We start from the raw sequence: 16664 nt of genomic DNA, 5'->3' as shown, positions 1-16664 counted from the left end.
CCCCGCTCAGTCCTTCTCCCAGCCCGTGTGGAGGCGGGACTTCACGTCGTCCGGGGGGAGGAACTTGGACCAGCGTTCGGGGAACTCGGAGGGCATGTCGGGGTCGTCCTCGTCGACGTCCTCCGCCTCGGCGCGGATGCGGGCGACGAGTTCGGCGGCCTGGACGGCGCGGGCGCGTTCGTTGGCCTCGCGGGCGGCGGCGGTGGCGACGGAGGGCCAGACGCGGTCGATGGCCGCGTTGACCGCCGCGCCGACGAGGACGGCGAAGGCCGAGACGCCGATCCAGAGGAGGATGGCGATGGGGGCGGCCAGCGAGCCGTAGATGGTGGGGCCCTCGACCTGGCTGGTCAGGTAGATCCGGAGCAGGAAGCTGCCGAAGGCCCACATCGCGAGGGCGACGAGCGCGCCCGGGATGTCCTCGATCCAGGGTGACCGGACGGGGACGGAGACGTGGTACAGCGTCGTCAGGAAGGCGATGGAGAGCAGGATGACGGCCGGCCAGTACAGGACGGCGACGACGTCCGTGCCCCAGGGGACGAGTTCGACGACCCGGTCGGGGCCGACGACCGCGAGGGGCAGGACGACGGCTCCGATGAGCAGCGCCACGATGTAGAGGAGCAGGGCGAGGAGCCGGGTCTTGACGATGCCCCGGTGTCCGTCGAGGCCGTACATGACGGTGATGGTGTCGATGAAGACGTTCACCGCGCGGGAGCCGGACCACAGGGCGATGGCGAAGCCGAGCGAAATGAGTTCGGGCCGTTTCGCGCGGGTGATGTCGTCGAGGATCGGCTGGGCGATCTCGCCGACGCCCCGCTCGGAGAGGATCGTTCCGGCCGCGCGGAGGATGTTCTCCTCGATGCTGGCGACGGTGTCGGTGTTGGTCCAGTCGTCGGCGTAGCCGAGGACGGCGATCAGGCCGAGCAGGAGGGGTGGCAGGGACAGCAGGGTGAAGAAGGCGGCCTCGGCGGCGAGACCGAGGATCCGGTACTCGATGCACGAGTTGACGGTGTCCTTGAGGAGCAGCCAGACCATCTTCCGCTTGGAGACGTTGCGGTAGAGGACACGGGCCCGGTGGAGCCTGCTCCACGGGCGCCGCTCCGGCCGTTCGGGTGTTTCGCTTGCTGCCTGCACCTGCTTACCGTATCGGCATGCAAGCACCCTCCCGCACCGTCTCCGATCAGGCTCCGCCCCTGGTGGGGTACGACGTCTTCGGGTCCGATCGCGCGCTCGCCGAGGCGGTCGACCGCCACCTGCCCGCGGACCTCCTCGACGGGGCCCGCGGGGAGCTGCGGGCGCTCGGCCGGGCGGCCGGTTCGGAGCAGGTCAGGGAGTGGGGCGAGCAGGCGAACGCCTTCCCGCCGCGGCTGCGGACCCACGACCGGTACGGGCGGCGGATCGACGAGGTGGACTTCCATCCGGCCTGGCACCGGCTGCTCGGCAAGGCGGTGGCGGCGGGGCTCACGGACGCGTGGGACCGGCCGGGCGGGCACGTGCGGCGGGCCGCCGGGTTCCTGGTGGCGACGCAGGCGGAGGCGGGGGTCGGCTGTCCGGTGTCGATGACCCACGCGGCGGTGCCGGCCCTGCGGGCCGAGCCGGAGGTCGCGGCGGTGTGGGAGCCGCTCGCGGTCTCCCGGGTGTACGAGCGGGAGTTGCGTCCGGTCGCCACGAAGGCGGGGGCGCTGCTGGGCATGGGGCTGACGGAGAAGCAGGGCGGCAGCGACCTGCGGGCGATCACGACGTCGGCGCGGCCGCTGGCCGCCGACGGCGAGTACCTGCTGGCGGGGCACAAGTGGTTCTGCTCGGCGCCGATGTCGGACGCCTTCCTGGTGCTCGCGCGGGCACCCGGCGGGCTCACCTGTTTCCTGGTGCCCCGGGTGCTCGACGACGGCTCGCGCAACGCGTTCGCGCTCCAGCGGCTCAAGGACAAGCTGGGCAACCGCTCGAACGCCTCGGCGGAGGTGGAGTTCGACGGGACGACGTGGGCGCGCCGGGTCGGCGAGGAGGGGCGCGGGCTGCGGACCGTCATGGGGATGGTGGCGGCGACCCGGCTGGACTGCGTGCTCGGCTCCGCGGCGCTGATGCGGCAGGCGGTGGCGCAGGCCGTGCACCACGCCTCGTACCGCTCGGCCTTCGGCGGGCCGCTGGCCGACAAGCCGCTGATGCGGAACGTGCTGGCGGACCTGGCGGTGGAGTCGGAGGCGGCGACGGTCCTCGGGATGCGCCTCGCGGCGGCGTACGACTCCGGTACGGAGCGGGAGCGGGCGCTGCTGCGGATCGCGGTGCCGGCGGCGAAGTACTGGGTGACGAAGCGGTGCGTGCCGGTGGTGGCCGAGGCGCTGGAGTGCCTGGGCGGGAACGGCTACGTGGAGGAGTCCGGGCTGCCGCGGCTGCTGCGGGAGTCGCCGCTGAACTCGGTGTGGGAGGGCGCGGGCAACATCCAGGCGCTCGACGTGCTGCGGGCGTTGCGGACGGAGCCGGCGGCGCTCGACGCGTACCTGAGGGAGGTCGGGGAGGCGCGGGGCGCGGACCCCCGCCTCGACCGGGCGATCCGCGGGGTCCTGACCGAGCTGGCCGACCTGGAGGGCGTGGAGGGGCGGGCCCGGCGGCTCGCGGAGCGGATGGCCCTGGTCCTCCAGGGCGCGCTGCTGGTCCGCTGGGCGCCGCCGGAGGTGGCGGACGCGTTCTGCGCGGGCCGGCTGGGCGGCGACTCGGGCGCGGCCTTCGGCACCCTGCCGCCCACCCTCGACCTGCGCGCGGTGGTGGACCGGGCCCGGCCGGCGGAGTGAGGCGGGGCCCGTACCGGACGACGGACGACGGACGCGTGGGCCTGGCGTACCGGCGCGACCGGCGCACGGACGGGAACGGCGTACGGGCGGGAACGGCGTACGGACGGGAACGGCGTACGGGCACGACTGGCGTGCGGGCGCGACCGGGGTACCGGCGTACGGACGTACGGACGTACGGACGTACGGGAATCGGTCGCGGGGCCGAGGCGCGGGATGGCGCGCCCGTCGCGCGCGGCCGCGCCGCGCCGCGTTCCGGGATGCCTGGCCGCGCGCACCAGGGGTGGCCCGGCGCCCCGCGGGGCGGGGCGCGAGGGCGGTACGCGCGGAAGGCGGGGGTGGTGCTGCGCCGACACGGCACCACCACCCGCCGTCACCACCCTCACGCACGGGGGCGGGCCGGGGCCAGAGTTGCAAAGGGTTGCAGGATTACCCGAACCGGGCTCCATGGAGGGCTTCCGGGCGGCACGATGGACCCTCGGCACTGCGAGCTGCGGCCCTGGAGGACAATTCGGACGGGTCGTACGGCGCTCATGACGCACCGGTCATCCGCCCGAGCACTGCAGAACCGATACGGCACACCGGGTGGCGGGAGGGACCGATGAACAACACGCGGCTCGACATGAAGCGGCTGTCCACCATGGACGCCGTCCAGGCGGCCCGGCTGCTGCACCGCGTGCGCGACGAGACCCTGGCGGGTCGTACGCCTCCGATCGCGCCCCGCGCCGAGATCGACGCCTCCTGGCGGCGGATGGCCCGGCTCGGGCTCGACCCGGACCGGGGCACGAGCAGCGTGCTGCTCCGCCGCGACGAGCTGGAGCACCGGCGGCGGAGCACCCTGCTCGCCGAGGTGATGCAGACGCTCAGCTCCGGGCTCGCCGGGATCGCCGACGCCTCGCTCCAGATCATGGTGGTCACCGACGAGCACGGCCGGATCCTCTGGCGCGAGGGCCACCCCTCGGTGATGCGGCAGGCGAACGGCATCTGCCTGGAGGAGGGCGCGGCCTGGGCCGAGCACGCCACCGGCACCAACGCGGTCGGCACCGCGCTCGCCACCCACCGGGCGGTGCAGGTCCACTCCGCCGAGCACTACGTGCAGTCGCTGCACAACTGGACGTGCGCGGCGGCGCCCGTCCACGACCCGCGCGACCAGCGGCTGCTCGGCGTCCTCGACGTCAGCGGGCCGGCCTCCACCTTCCATCCCTCGATGCTGGCCCTCGTCGGCTCGGTCGCCCGGCTCGCCGAGGCGGAGCTGCGCGAGCGGCACCGGTCCACGATCGAGCGGCTGCGGGCGGTGGCGGCGCCGATCCTCTGCCGGGTGGGCGGCCGGGCCGTCGCCGTGGACGTCCACGGCTGGACCGCCGCGGTGACCGGCCTCGCCCCGACCGACCGGATCACCCTGCCGAAGGCGCTGGGCGCCGGCCGGGTCTGGCTGCCCTCGCTCGGGATGTGCACGGTGGAGCCGCTGCCGGGCGGCTGGCTGCTGCGGGTGGAGGAGGACACGGAGCCGGCCGGTGGGGAGTCGGGGGCCGCGAGCCGGGTGGTGCTCGACCTGACGCGGCCGCGCCGCTGGACGGTGGCGGTCTCGGGGGCGGCGGGGAGCTGGCAGCAGGAGCTGAGCCCGCGCCACGCGGAGCTGCTCTATCTGCTCGCCCTGCACCCGGACGGGCGGACGGCGGCCGATCTGGCGGAGGACGTGTTCGGGGACCGGACGAGGACGGTGACCGTCCGGGCCGAGATGTCCCGGGTGCGGCGGACCCTCGCGGGGGTCCTCGCGCACCGCCCGTACCGCTTCCGCGAGGAGATCGCGGTGGAGGTACGGCGCCCGGAGCACCCCGACGACCTCCTTCCCCATTCGACGGCTCCGGCGGTCCGGGCGGGGATCGGGGTCTGAGAGCGGATCCGCCGCCCGTTCCGGCCGCCCGCACCCACCCCCGCCGTCCACATGCTGGACAGCATGTCCGGTTCGACCCCACGCGACCCCGAGCGATCCCGGGCGATCCCGGGCGGCCCCCGGGGGGGTGACGGTCCCGACCCCCGACCCCCCTGGGAATCCCGCGCTCCGCATGATGCGATAAGGGGCATGAGCATCACTCTCACCACCTGGTCCCTGGAACAGACCTCGCCGGACGACCTGCGTCCGGCCCGGGTCCCCGAGGGCGACGACATCGTCGTCCGCCGGGCCGAGGTCCCCTCCCCCGAGTTCAGCCGCTTCCTCTATACCGCGGTCGGCGGCGACGTCCACTGGGCCGACCGGCTGTCGCTCTCGTACGCGCAGTGGAAGGAGATAGCGGAGAAGCCGGGCGCCGAGATCTGGGTGGCGTACGACCGGGGGACGCCGGCCGGGTACGTGGAGTTCGACCCGCAGGACGACGGGGTCGTCGAGATCGTGTACTTCGGCCTGATCGCCGCCTTCCGGGGCCGCGGCATCGGCGGCCACCTGCTCTCCGAGGGCATCCGGCGCGCCTGGGACCTCGCCGAGCGCTGGCCGGACCGGGAGCCGACCAAGCGGGTCTGGCTGCACACCTGCTCGCTGGACGGACCGCACGCCATGGCCAACTACGAGCGCCGCGGCTTCCGTCTCTTCGACACGAAGACGGAGACGGCCGAGGAGGCCGAGACGCCGGGGCCGTGGCCGGGGGCGCAGGCCTGAGCATGCGTCGGCTCGTCGTCGGTTCGCCGTCGATTCGCCGCCATCCGCCGTGATTCGTGGTGATTCGCCGCGAGAGGGGCCCTGAACAGGGCCCCTTTTGCGTGACCCAGACCACACCGTCTCGCCAGACGAGACATTCATGTCCACATAGCGGACGAAGCTGGACTGGGTCCAAAGTCCCGTGACACGCTTCCGCCATGCCTGGAACTGGAACTGCCTTGGTGAGTCGGCGGCACGTCGACCTCGGCCGCATGTCCAGCGCCATCTGTCCGGCGCGCTGAGCAAGCCAGCACTGCCGCCCCTCCCTCTCTGCCCGACCCTGCTGCGCACCGTCGCGCCACTCTCTGTTCTGCGCGCGAGTGTGCAGGTCAGAGCCGCCCTCTCGCAGTCCCGAAGGACAAGACGCCATGGCCGCCACCCCGGAAAACCCCACTCCCGCCGCCGCCCGACGCAAGACCGGGCGCCACCGTGGCGAGGGTCAGTGGGCCGTGGGGCACTTCACCCCGCTGAACGGCAATGAGCAGTTCAAGAAGGACGACGACGGTCTCAACGTTCGGACACGTATTGAGACGATCTACTCCAAGCGTGGATTCGACTCGATCGACCCCAACGACCTGCGCGGCCGCATGCGCTGGTGGGGCCTCTACACCCAGCGGAAGCAGGGGCTCGACGGCACCAAGACCGGCGTCCTGGAGCCGGAGGAGCTGGACGACGAGTACTTCATGCTGCGCGTCCGCATCGACGGCGGCCGGCTGACCACGCGGCAGCTCCGGGTGATCGGCGAGATCTCCGAGGAGTTCGCCCGCGGCACCGCCGACATCACGGACCGGCAGAACGTCCAGTACCACTGGATCCGGATCGAGGACGTCCCCGAGATCTGGAACCGCCTGGAGGCGGTCGGGCTCTCCACCACCGAGGCGTGCGGCGACACCCCGCGCGTCATCCTCGGCTCGCCGGTGGCCGGCATCGCCGAGGACGAGATCATCGACGGCACCCCCGCCATCGACGAGATCCAGCGCCGGATCGTCGGCAACAAGGACTTCTCGAACCTGCCCCGCAAGTTCAAGTCCGCCGTCTCCGGCTCGCCGCTGCTCGACGTGGCGCACGAGATCAACGACATCTCCTTCGTCGGCGTCGTCCACCCGGAGCACGGCCCCGGCTTCGACGTCTGGGTCGGCGGCGGCCTCTCCACCAACCCCAAGCTCGGCGTCCGCCTGGGCACCTGGGTCTCCCTGGACGAGGTCCCCGACGTCTACGAGGGCGTCATCTCGATCTTCCGCGACTACGGCTACCGCCGGCTGCGCAACCGCGCCCGTCTGAAGTTCCTCGTCGCCGACTGGGGCGCGGAGAAGTTCCGCCAGGTCCTGGAGGACGAGTACCTCAAGCGGAAGCTGACCGACGGACCCGCCCCGGCGGAGCCGGCCGGCCGCTGGCGCGACCACGTCGGTGTGCACCGGCAGAAGGACGGCAACTTCTACGTCGGCTTCGCCCCACGCGTCGGCCGGGTGGACGGCCCCACCCTCACCAAGATCGCCGAGCTGGCGGAGGCGCACGGCTCCGGCCGGGTGCGCACCACGGCCGAGCAGAAGATGATCGTCCTCGACGTCGTCGAGTCGCAGGTCGACTCGCTCGTCGCCGCCCTGGAGGCGCTCGACCTGCGGGTCACGCCGTCGCCCTTCCGGCGCGGCACGATGGCCTGCACCGGCATCGAGTTCTGCAAGCTCGCCATCGTCGAGACCAAGGGCCGCGCCTCCTCGCTCATGGACGAACTGGAGCGCCGCCTCCCGGACTTCGACGAGCCGCTGACCATCAACATCAACGGCTGCCCGAACGCCTGCGCCCGCATCCAGGTCGCGGACATCGGCCTCAAGGGCCAGCTGGTGCTCGACGCCGACGGCAACCGGGTCGAGGGCTACCAGGTGCACCTGGGCGGCGCGCTGGGCCTGGACGCCGGCTTCGGCCGCAAGCTCCGCGGCCACAAGGTGACGTCGGCCGAGCTGCCCGACTACGTGGAGCGCGTCCTCACCCGCTACCGGGCGGAGCGCGAGGACGGCGAGCGCTTCGCCACCTGGGCGGCCCGCGCCTCCGAGGAGGCCCTGTCGTGAGCGAGCGCGCCGCCCCGTTCTTCTGCCCGTACTGCGGCGACGAGGACCTGCGTCCGAACGAGCAGGGCCACGGCGCCTGGGAATGCGCCGCGTGCAGTCGAGCCTTCCAGCTGAAGTTCCTGGGGCTCCTCGCCCCGGCGACTTCGGGCAACACCACTGGAGGGGAAGAGATATGACGATCACTCAGGTCACCGCGGAGACCACCGACGCCGAGCTGAAGGCGCTCGCCGAGCAGGCCGGGCGCGACCTGGAGGACGCCTCCGCGCTGGAGATCCTCCAGTGGGCCACGGCCACCTTCGGCCCCACGTTCTGCGTCACCTCCTCCATGGAGGACGCGGTCGTCGCCCACCTCGCCTCCCGCGCCCTGCCCGGCGTGGACGTCGTCTTCCTCGACACCGGCTACCACTTCGAGGAGACGATCGGCACCCGTGACGCCGTCGAGGCCGTCATGGACGTCAACGTCATCACCCTGACCCCGCGTCGGACCGTGGCCGAGCAGGACGCCGAGTACGGCCCGAAGCTGCACGACCGCGACCCCGACCTGTGCTGCGCGCTGCGCAAGGTCCAGCCGCTCCAGGAGGGGCTGACCGCGTACACCGCGTGGGCGACCGGCCTGCGCCGCGACGAGTCCCCGACCCGGGCGAACACCCCGGTCGTCGGCTGGGACGAGAAGCGCCGCAAGGTGAAGGTCTCCCCGATCGCCCGCTGGACGCAGGACGACGTCGACGCGTACGTGGCGGAGTTCGGGGTCCTCACCAACCCGCTCCTCATGGACGGTTACGCCTCCGTCGGCTGCGCGCCCTGCACCCGCCGGGTCGAGGCGGGCGAGGACGCCCGCGCCGGCCGCTGGGCCGGCCGCGCCAAGACCGAATGCGGGCTGCACGGCTGATGACCACCCCCGACACCCCCCTGGAGACCCCCGTGACCGGTGCCACCGTCTGGCTCACCGGCCTGCCGAGCGCCGGCAAGACCACGATCGCCTACGAGCTGGCCGGCCGGCTGCGCGAGGAGGGCCGCCGCGTCGAGATCCTCGACGGCGACGAGATCCGCGAGTTCCTCTCCGCGGGCCTCGGCTTCTCCCGCGAGGACCGGTTCACCAACGTGCAGCGGATCGGCTTCGTCGCCGAGCTGCTCGCCTCGCACGGCGTGACCGTCCTCGTCCCGGTCATCGCCCCGTACGCCGACAGCCGCGAGGCGGTCCGCAAGCGCCACGAGGCCGAGGGCACCGCCTTCGTCGAGGTCCACGTGGCCACCCCGGTCGAGGTCTGCTCGGTCCGCGACGTCAAGGGCCTGTACGCCAAGCAGGCGGCGGGCGAGATCGCCGGCCTGACCGGCGTCGACGACCCGTACGAGGCCCCCGAGGCCCCCGATCTGCGGATCGAATCCCAGAACCAGACCGTGCAGGAGTCCGCGGCGCAGCTCCACGCGCTGCTCACCGAGAGGGGTCTCGCATGACGACCGTCGCTCATGTCCACGAGGAGACCGACAGCCCGTTCGCGCTGTCGCACCTCGACTCGCTGGAGTCCGAGGCCGTCCACATCTTCCGTGAGGTGGCGGGGGAGTTCGAGCGGCCGGTGATCCTCTTCTCCGGCGGCAAGGACTCCATCGTCATGCTGCACCTGGCGCTGAAGGCCTTCGCCCCGGCGCCGGTCCCCTTCACGCTGCTGCACGTCGACACCGGGCACAACTTCCCCGAGGTCATCGAGTACCGCGACCGCGTGGTCGCCGAGCACGGGCTGCGGCTGCACGTCGCGTCCGTGCAGGAGTACATCGACCGCGGCGCCCTGAAGGAGCGCCCGGACGGCACCCGCAACCCGCTCCAGACGGTGCCGCTGACCGAGGCGATCCAGCAGCACCGCTTCGACGCCGTCTTCGGCGGCGGGCGGCGCGACGAGGAGAAGGCCCGCGCCAAGGAGCGGGTGTTCTCCCTCCGCGACGAGTTCTCGCAGTGGGACCCGCGCCGCCAGCGCCCCGAGCTGTGGCAGCTGTACAACGGCCGGCACGCCCCCGGCGAGCACGTCCGGGTCTTCCCGCTGTCCAACTGGACCGAGCTGGACGTCTGGCAGTACATCCAGCGGGAGGGGATCGAGCTCCCCGAGATCTACTTCGCCCACGAGCGCGAGGTCTTCGCCCGCAGCGGCATGTGGCTGACGGCCGGCGAGTGGGGCGGCCCGAAGGAGACCGAGACGGTCGAGAAGCGGCTGATCCGCTACCGCACGGTCGGCGACATGTCCTGCACCGGCGCCGTCGACTCCGACGCCACCACGCTCGACGCCGTCATCGCCGAGATCGCCGCCTCCCGCCTCACCGAGCGGGGCGCCACCCGGGCCGACGACAAGCTGTCCGAGGCCGCGATGGAAGACCGCAAGCGCGAAGGGTACTTCTAACCATGAGCACGTCCACCGAGCAGCCGGCCGCCGAGCTGGCCGCCACCACCCTGCTGCGCTTCGCCACCGCCGGCTCCGTCGACGACGGCAAGTCCACCCTGGTCGGCCGCCTCCTGCACGACTCCAAGTCGGTCCTCGCCGACCAGCTGGAGGCCGTCGAGCACGCCTCGCGTTCGCGCGGCCAGGAGGCGCCGGACCTGGCGCTGCTCACCGACGGCCTGCGGGCCGAGCGGGAGCAGGGCATCACGATCGACGTGGCGTACCGCTACTTCGCGACCCCGCGCCGGCGGTTCATCCTCGCCGACACCCCGGGGCACGTGCAGTACACCCGGAACATGGTCACGGGCGCCTCGACGGCCGAGCTGGCCGTGGTCCTCGTCGACGCCCGCAACGGCGTCGTCGAGCAGACCCGCCGGCACGCCGCCGTCGCCGCCCTGCTCCGCGTCCCGCACGTGGTCCTGGCCGTGAACAAGATGGACCTCGTCGACTACGCGGAGCCCGTCTTCGCCGCGATCGCCGAGGAGTTCACCACGTACGCCTCCGAGCTCGGCGTCCCGGAGATCACCGCGATCCCGATCTCGGCGCTCGCCGGGGACAACGTGGTGGAGCCGTCCGCGAACATGGACTGGTACGGCGGCCCCACCGTCCTGGAGCACCTGGAGACCGTCCCGGTCAGCCACGACCTGACGGCCTGCCACGCCCGCTTCCCGGTGCAGTACGTGATCCGTCCGCAGACGGCCGAGCACCCCGACTACCGGGGCTACGCCGGCCAGATCGCGGCGGGCGCCTTCCGGGTCGGCGAGGAGATCACGGTCCTGCCCTCGGGCAAGACCTCCACGATCACCGCGATCGACGCGCTGGGCGAGCCGGTGGACATCGCCTGGGCCCCGCAGTCGGTGACGATCCGGCTCGCCGACGACATCGACATCTCGCGCGGCGACCTGCTCGCCCCGAGCGCCGACGCCCCGGCGACCAGCCAGGACGTCGAGGCGACGGTCTGCCACGTGGCGGACCAGCCGCTCACCGTCGGCCAGCGGGTGCTGCTCAAGCACACCACCCGCACGGTCAAGGCGATCGTCAAGGAGATCCCGTCCCGGCTCACCCTGGACGACCTCTCCCAGCACCCGGAGCCCGGACGCCTCGTCGCCAACGACATCGGCCGGGTGAAGGTCCGCACGGCGGAGCCGCTGGCGCTGGACGCGTACGCCGACTCCCGCCGGACCGGTTCGTTCCTGCTGATCGACCCGGCCGACGGCACCACGCTCGCGGCGGGCATGGCGGGCGAGTCCTTCGCCACCGCCAAGGCCGTCGTGGCCACCGAGGACGAGGAAGGCTGGGACTTCTGACGATGAACCAGGACTTCTACGGCTCTTTCGCGAAGGAAGGGGGCCGGGTGGGTTCCGGCACCCTCGGCGCAGGCACGGGAGGTGTCGCGCGATGTGCGTGCTGACCGCCTCCGCGCACGGCTGTCGCCGTGCGACGACGCTCCACCCGCACCGCCTCAAACGCAGACCAGAAACCCACTGAACCGAGGGGAATACCTCCCGTGCCTGCCACCTTCCGCACCACCCCGCTCCGCGGGCTCGCAACCGCCGCCACGCTGACGCTGCTGATCGGCGCGCTCGCCTCCTGCGGCTACGGCTCCGAGGCCAAGAACGACAAGGAAAAGGTGGCGGCGACGGGCGAGAAGCTCTCCGCCGACTCCGTACGGCTCGGGTACTTCCCCAACCTGACCCACGCCACCGCCCTGGTGGGTCATCAGGAGGGCATCTTCCAGAAGGAGCTGGGCGGCACGAAGCTGGACGTCTCCACGTTCAACGCCGGCCCCTCCGAGATCGAGGCGCTCAACGCCGGCTCGATCGACATCGGCTTCATCGGCCCCTCCCCGGCCATCAACGGCTACACCAAGTCGAAGGGGAGCAACCTCCGCATCGTCGGCGGCTCCGCCTCCGGCGGCGTCAAGCTCGTCGTGAACCCGGAGAAGATCAAGACCCTGGCCGACGTCAAGGGCAAGCGGATCGCGACCCCGCAGCTCGGCAACACCCAGGACGTCGCCTTCCTCAACTGGATCTCCGAGCAGGGCTGGAAGGTCGACGCCCAGAGCGGCAAGGGCGACGTCTCCGTCTTCCGCACCGACAACAAGGTGACCCCGGACGCCTACAAGTCCGGCTCCATCGACGGCGCGTGGGTGCCGGAGCCGACCGCCTCCAAGCTCGTCAGCGAGGGCGCCAAGGTCCTCCTCGACGAGTCGACGCTGTGGCCCGACGACAAGTTCGTCATCACCAACATCATCGTGTCCCAGAAGTTCCTGAAGGAGCACCCGGACGTGGTGGAGGCCGTGCTGCGCGGCTCGGTGAAGACCAACGCCTGGATCAACGCCAACCCGGAGAAGGCGAAGGAGTCGGCCAACTCCAAGCTGAAGGAGCTGTCCGGCAAGCCGCTCGGCGCCAAGGTCATCGACAGCGCGTGGCCCTCGATCCAGTTCACGAACGACCCGCTGGCCGCCACCCTCCAGGCCCAGGCCGACCACGCGGTGAAGGCCGGTCTCCTGGAGCAGCCCGACCTCAAGGGCATCTACGACCTGAAGGCGCTCAACAAGGTCCTCAAGGCCGAGGGGCAGCCCGAGGTCGCCGACGCCGGACTCGGCGTCAAGTAACCAGCCAACCGCTGCTACCCAGGAGGTGACGACCATGGCCACGCCCACGACGCTCGCCAAGGCCGAGGACCGCGCGACCACCACCGGTCACGCCGCGCGCCTCGCGCACGTCTCCAAGTCCTTCGGCGGTCCCGCCGGCGGCCAGCTCGTCCTGGACGACATCTCCCTCGATGTCGCCCCCGGCGAGTTCGTCACCCTTCTGGGAGCCTCGGGCTGCGGAAAGTCCACGCTGCTCAACCTGGTCGCCGGGCTCGACCGGCCGTCCGCGGGGTCCATCGAGACCCCCGGCGGCCGGCCGGCCCTGATGTTCCAGGAGCACGCCCTCTTCCCGTGGCTGACCGCCGGGAAGAACGTCGAGCTGGCCCTGAAGCTGCGCGGGCTGCCGAAGGCGGAGCGCCGCCCGGAGGCCGAGCGGCTGCTCGAACTGGTCCGGCTCGGCGGTGCGTACGGCAAGCGGGTCCACGAGCTGTCCGGCGGCATGCGGCAGCGCGTGGCGCTGGCCCGCGCCCTGGCGCAGGCCAGCGACCTGCTCCTGATGGACGAGCCGTTCGCCGCGCTCGACGCCATCACCCGGGACGTGCTCCACGACGAGCTCACCCGGATCTGGCGGGAGACGAACCTCTCCGTCCTCTTCGTCACCCACAACGTGCGCGAGGCCGTGCGGCTGGCCGAGCGCGTCGTCCTCCTCTCCTCCCGGCCCGGCCGGATCGCCCGGGAGTGGACCATCGACATCCCGCAGCCGCGCCGCATCGAGGACGCCGCCGTGGCGGAACTGTCCGTCGAGATCACCGAAGAACTGCGTGGGGAGATCCGCCGCCATGGCCAGCACTGAGACACCCGTCCGCAAGGGCGACGACCTCGCGGGCCTGGAGGCCGGACTCGACGCGCTGGACAGCGTGCAGATCCGCCGCACCCCGGTGCGCGAGGTGCTCCTGAAGAAGGTGCTGCCGCCGGTCCTGGCGATCGTGCTGGTCCTCGCGCTGTGGCAGCTGCTCGTCACCCTGGAGGTCACCGACGCGGGCAAGCTGCCCTCGCCCGGCGCCGTCTGGGCGAGCCTGGAGACGATGTGGCTGGAGGGCACCCTCCTGGAGGTGCTGTGGACCAGCGTCTCCCGCGCCCTCCTCGGCTTCCTGCTCGCCCTGGCGATCGGCACCCCGCTGGGGCTGCTCGTCGCCCGGGTGGGCGTGATCCGCACCGCGATCGGCCCGATCCTGGCCGGCCTCCAGTCGCTGCCGTCGGTGGCCTGGGTGGCGCCGGCCGTCCTCTGGCTCGGCCTCAACGACTCGATGATGTACGCGGTGATCCTGCTGGGCGCCGTCCCGTCCATCGCCAACGGCCTGGTGGCCGGTGTCGACCAGGTGCCGCCGCTCTTCCTGCGGGCCGGGCGGACGCTCGGCGCGACCGGGCTCAAGGGCGCCTGGCACATCGTGATGCCGGCCGCGCTGCCCGGCTACCTCGCGGGCCTCAAGCAGGGCTGGGCGTTCTCCTGGCGTTCGCTGATGGCCGCCGAGATCATCGCCTCCTCCCCCGACCTGGGCCTCGGCCTGGGCCAGCTCCTGGAGAACGGCCGCAACAACTTCGACATGCCGGGGATCTTCCTCGCGATCTTCCTCATCCTGCTCGTCGGCATCGCGATCGACCTGCTCTTCTTCAGCCCGCTGGAGCGTGCGGTCCTGCGCCGCCGCGGCCTGCTCGTGAAGGCCTGACCGATGCGTACGTCCCCCGCTCTCCTCGTCATCGCCCACGGCAGCCGCGACCCGCGGCACGCGGCGACCGTCCAGGCGCTGGTGCGCCGGGCCGGCGCGCTGCGGCCGGGGGCGCGGGTGGAGACCGCGTTCCTGGACTTCAACCTGCCGTCGGTGGCGGGCGTCCTGGACCGGCTCGCCTCCGAGGGGGTGCGGGACGTGGTGGCGCTGCCGCTGCTGCTGACCCGGGCCTTCCACGCGAAGGCCGACATCCCCGCCGTCCTGCGCCAGGCCCCCGCCTCGCTGCGGATCCGCCAGGCGGAGGTCCTGGGCCCGTCCCCGCTGCTCCTCGCGGCGGTGGAACGGCGCCTGTACGAGGCCGGGCTCACGCCCGCCGACAAGAGCACCACCGGGGTCGTCCTGGCCTCGGCGGGCTCCACCGACCCGGAGGCGATCGCGGCGATCGCAGAAACGGCGCGGGAGCTGCGGCGCACCGGTTGGTGCTCCGTGCGACCCGCGTTCGCCTCCGCATCCCTTCCCCGGACCGGGGACGCGGTGCGCGCCCTGCGCGCCGAACCGGGCGTCCGCCGCGTGGCGGTGGCCCCGTACGTGATCGCCCCCGGCCGGCTCCCCGACCGCATCGCCGCCGGCGCGGCGGAGGCCGACGTCCTGGCCGACGTCCTCGGCCCCTCCCCCGAACTGGCCGCCCTCCTCGTCGACCGCTACCGGGAGGCCCTGCGCGCCCCGGAGCGCCTGGCGGTCGCGGCCGGCTAGCCGGCCGCGGTCATCTCCACCAGTTTCCGGACGGTGTTCCAGTTGCGGGCGGTGGCCACCACTCCCTTGTTCAGGGACGGCCGCATGACGGTCTCGGCGAGCTTGGAGCGGCCGAGGCCGTCCGGCGTGTGGAGGTACATCACGCGGTCGCCGAGGGCGAACGCCTCGGGGGCGAGGGCCTCGGCGTCGACGGCGGCGAAGCGGTCCGCGGTGACCTGCTCGGAGTAGTACACGGCGTGCAGCTGCTTCCCCTCCAGTTCGTCCGCGGGGAAGGGGCAGGCCTGTTCGACGGCGGCGAGGTAGCCGTGGTCGCGGACCAGGCAGTCGCAGGCGAAGCCGAAGCGTTCCTCGATGGCCTGTTCGACGGCGGTGGCGAGGGCGGACTCGGAGCCGGGCCCGTCGGTGGTGAAGACGGCGTTGCCGCTCTGGAGGTAGGTGCGGACGTCGCGGTGGCCGAGGCCTTCGAGGAGCTCGCGCAGCTCGGCCATGGGCAGCTTGCGGTGACCGCTCACGTTGATGCCGCGGAGGAGGAGCGCGTACGTCGTGGTCATGCGCCCCACCTTAGGTGCCACCGCGCCTCGTGGGGGGCGGCGCGGTGGCTGGATCGAACCCTTCCCGATGGGCGGGCGGGAGGGGAAGGGTCGTCACGGAGTTGTGACTTATCAAACAAGGTTTCGTAATGACGGGGGGTGCGGCCAGGGGTGGGAGACTTCGGGCGAAGACGTACCACCGGGTAGGGAGAGAGTGATGGACGAGGCGAGGGCGCGGGAGATCCTGGCGGCGGCGGGGCTTGCGGCCGGCGGGGCACGGCTCCTCGCGCTGGGCGAGAACGCGGTCTTCGCGGTGGACGGCCTGGTCGTGAAGGTGGGCCGGTCCGCCGAGCTGTTCGAGCGGGCGGAGCGCGAGGTCGCGCTGGCCGGCTGGCTCGCGGAGGCCGGGGTGCCGGCGGTGCGGGCGGCGGAGCAGGAGCCGCGCCTCGTCGAGGGGCATCCGCTGACCTTCTGGCACCCGCTGCCGGAGGCCGTCCGCCCGGCCGAGCCGCGTGACCTGGCTCCGCTGCTGCGGGCGGTGCACGCGCTGCCCGAGCCGACGGGGCTCGCGCTGCCCCGGCGGGAGCTGCTGGGCGGGGTGGAGCGGTGGCTGCGCCTCGCCGGGGAGGCGATCGACCCGGCGGACGCGGCCTTCCTGCGGGAGCGGCGGGACGCCTTCGCCCCGGCGGCGGCCGCGCTCACCCCGCGCCTCGCCCCCGGCCCGATCCACGGCGACGCCCTGCCGCGCAATGTGCAGGTGGGTCCCGACGGGCCGGTCCTGATGGACCTGGAGACCTTCTCCTCCGATCTGCGCGAGCACGACCTGGTGGTGCTCGCGCTCTCCCGGGACCGGTACGGCCTGGACCCGGCCGCCTACGACGCCTTCACCGAGGCGTACGGCTGGGACGTGCGGGAGTGGGAGGGGTGCGCGGTGCTGCGCGGGGCGCGGGAGACCGCGAGCTGCGCCTGGGTGGCCCAGCACGCGCCGCACAACCCGAAGGCGCTGGCCGAGTTCGAGCGGCGGGTGGCGTCGCTGCGGGAGGGCGATCCCGAGGTCCGCTGGTATCCGTTCTGACCGGTTCCCGTCGCCC

At 72.7% G+C, this 16664-nt stretch carries 17 protein-coding genes; 15 read left to right on the top strand and 2 right to left on the bottom strand.

What is annotated here, in order from left to right; translation table 11 throughout:
• Window positions 1-6 precede the first annotated feature (6 nt).
• Entirely contained in the window at window positions 7-1131 is a 1125-nt protein-coding gene (locus tag AB0E19_RS30755; RefSeq protein ID WP_362185580.1) for a YihY/virulence factor BrkB family protein, read from the bottom strand.
• Between the two features lie 17 nt (window positions 1132-1148).
• Between AB0E19_RS30755 and AB0E19_RS30750 the strand changes: the two genes are divergently transcribed.
• The 14 genes from AB0E19_RS30750 to AB0E19_RS30685 all read left to right on the top strand — a co-directional run bounded on the left by AB0E19_RS30750 (window position 1149) and on the right by AB0E19_RS30685 (window position 15043).
• The gene (locus AB0E19_RS30750) at window positions 1149-2786 is read left to right on the top strand and encodes an acyl-CoA dehydrogenase family protein (protein WP_362185577.1); all 1638 of its coding nucleotides are present in this window, start codon (window positions 1149-1151) and stop codon (window positions 2784-2786) included.
• Window positions 2787-3384: 598 nt separating this feature from the next.
• Complete coding sequence (locus AB0E19_RS30745) at window positions 3385-4677, top strand: GAF domain-containing protein (protein WP_362185574.1); 1293 nt, start codon at window positions 3385-3387, stop codon at window positions 4675-4677.
• Between the two features lie 189 nt (window positions 4678-4866).
• Complete coding sequence (locus tag AB0E19_RS30740; RefSeq protein WP_362185571.1) at window positions 4867-5436, top strand: GNAT family N-acetyltransferase; 570 nt, start codon at window positions 4867-4869, stop codon at window positions 5434-5436.
• Between the two features lie 197 nt (window positions 5437-5633).
• Window positions 5634-5717, top strand: coding sequence for a putative leader peptide (locus AB0E19_RS30735; protein ID WP_311136957.1), 84 nt, complete (start codon window positions 5634-5636; stop codon window positions 5715-5717).
• A 126-nt stretch (window positions 5718-5843) separates the two neighbouring features.
• A complete protein-coding gene (locus tag AB0E19_RS30730) occupies window positions 5844-7541 on the top strand; it encodes a nitrite/sulfite reductase (RefSeq protein ID WP_362185568.1) in 1698 nt (565 codons plus the stop codon).
• Entirely contained in the window at window positions 7538-7717 is a 180-nt protein-coding gene (locus AB0E19_RS30725) for a hypothetical protein (RefSeq protein ID WP_362185565.1), read from the top strand. Before AB0E19_RS30730 ends, AB0E19_RS30725 begins: the two co-directional genes overlap by 4 nt.
• Window positions 7714-8430, top strand: a complete 717-nt coding sequence (locus tag AB0E19_RS30720) for a phosphoadenylyl-sulfate reductase (RefSeq protein ID WP_362185562.1) — start codon at window positions 7714-7716, stop codon at window positions 8428-8430. Before AB0E19_RS30725 ends, AB0E19_RS30720 begins: the two co-directional genes overlap by 4 nt.
• Window positions 8412-8996, top strand: coding sequence for an adenylyl-sulfate kinase (gene cysC / locus AB0E19_RS30715; RefSeq protein WP_362185559.1), 585 nt, complete (start codon window positions 8412-8414; stop codon window positions 8994-8996). The genes AB0E19_RS30720 and cysC overlap by 19 nt, the downstream gene beginning before the upstream one ends.
• A complete protein-coding gene (cysD, locus tag AB0E19_RS30710; protein ID WP_362185556.1) occupies window positions 8993-9928 on the top strand; it encodes a sulfate adenylyltransferase subunit CysD in 936 nt (311 codons plus the stop codon). The genes cysC and cysD overlap by 4 nt, the downstream gene beginning before the upstream one ends.
• Before the next feature lie 2 nt (window positions 9929-9930).
• A complete protein-coding gene (locus AB0E19_RS30705) occupies window positions 9931-11274 on the top strand; it encodes a GTP-binding protein (RefSeq protein WP_362185553.1) in 1344 nt (447 codons plus the stop codon).
• A gap of 200 nt (window positions 11275-11474) precedes the next feature.
• Entirely contained in the window at window positions 11475-12584 is a 1110-nt protein-coding gene (locus AB0E19_RS30700) for an aliphatic sulfonate ABC transporter substrate-binding protein (RefSeq protein ID WP_362185550.1), read from the top strand.
• A gap of 34 nt (window positions 12585-12618) precedes the next feature.
• Entirely contained in the window at window positions 12619-13416 is a 798-nt protein-coding gene (locus tag AB0E19_RS30695; protein WP_360604784.1) for an ABC transporter ATP-binding protein, read from the top strand.
• Window positions 13403-14290, top strand: coding sequence for an ABC transporter permease (locus AB0E19_RS30690; protein WP_362185547.1), 888 nt, complete (start codon window positions 13403-13405; stop codon window positions 14288-14290). The genes AB0E19_RS30695 and AB0E19_RS30690 overlap by 14 nt, the downstream gene beginning before the upstream one ends.
• Window positions 14291-14293: 3 nt before the next feature.
• On the top strand, window positions 14294-15043 hold the full coding sequence (locus AB0E19_RS30685) for a sirohydrochlorin chelatase (protein WP_362185545.1): 750 nt from the start codon (window positions 14294-14296) through the stop codon (window positions 15041-15043).
• Here AB0E19_RS30685 and AB0E19_RS30680 read toward each other — a convergent pair.
• Window positions 15040-15594, bottom strand: a complete 555-nt coding sequence (locus AB0E19_RS30680; RefSeq protein WP_362185543.1) for a DUF1697 domain-containing protein — start codon at window positions 15592-15594, stop codon at window positions 15040-15042. The two genes, AB0E19_RS30685 and AB0E19_RS30680, sit on opposite strands and share 4 nt — an antisense overlap.
• 196 nt (window positions 15595-15790) lie before the next feature.
• Between AB0E19_RS30680 and AB0E19_RS30675 the strand changes: the two genes are divergently transcribed.
• Window positions 15791-16648, top strand: coding sequence for an aminoglycoside phosphotransferase family protein (locus tag AB0E19_RS30675; RefSeq protein ID WP_362185541.1), 858 nt, complete (start codon window positions 15791-15793; stop codon window positions 16646-16648).
• Window positions 16649-16664: the final 16 nt, after the last annotated feature.

This window comes from Streptomyces sp. NPDC047974 (genome assembly GCF_040653375.1).
Lineage (GTDB): Bacteria > Actinomycetota > Actinomycetes > Streptomycetales > Streptomycetaceae > Streptomyces.
The sequence above is the reverse complement of the archived record's forward strand: the minus strand, read 5'-3'. Positions and strand labels throughout refer to the sequence as shown.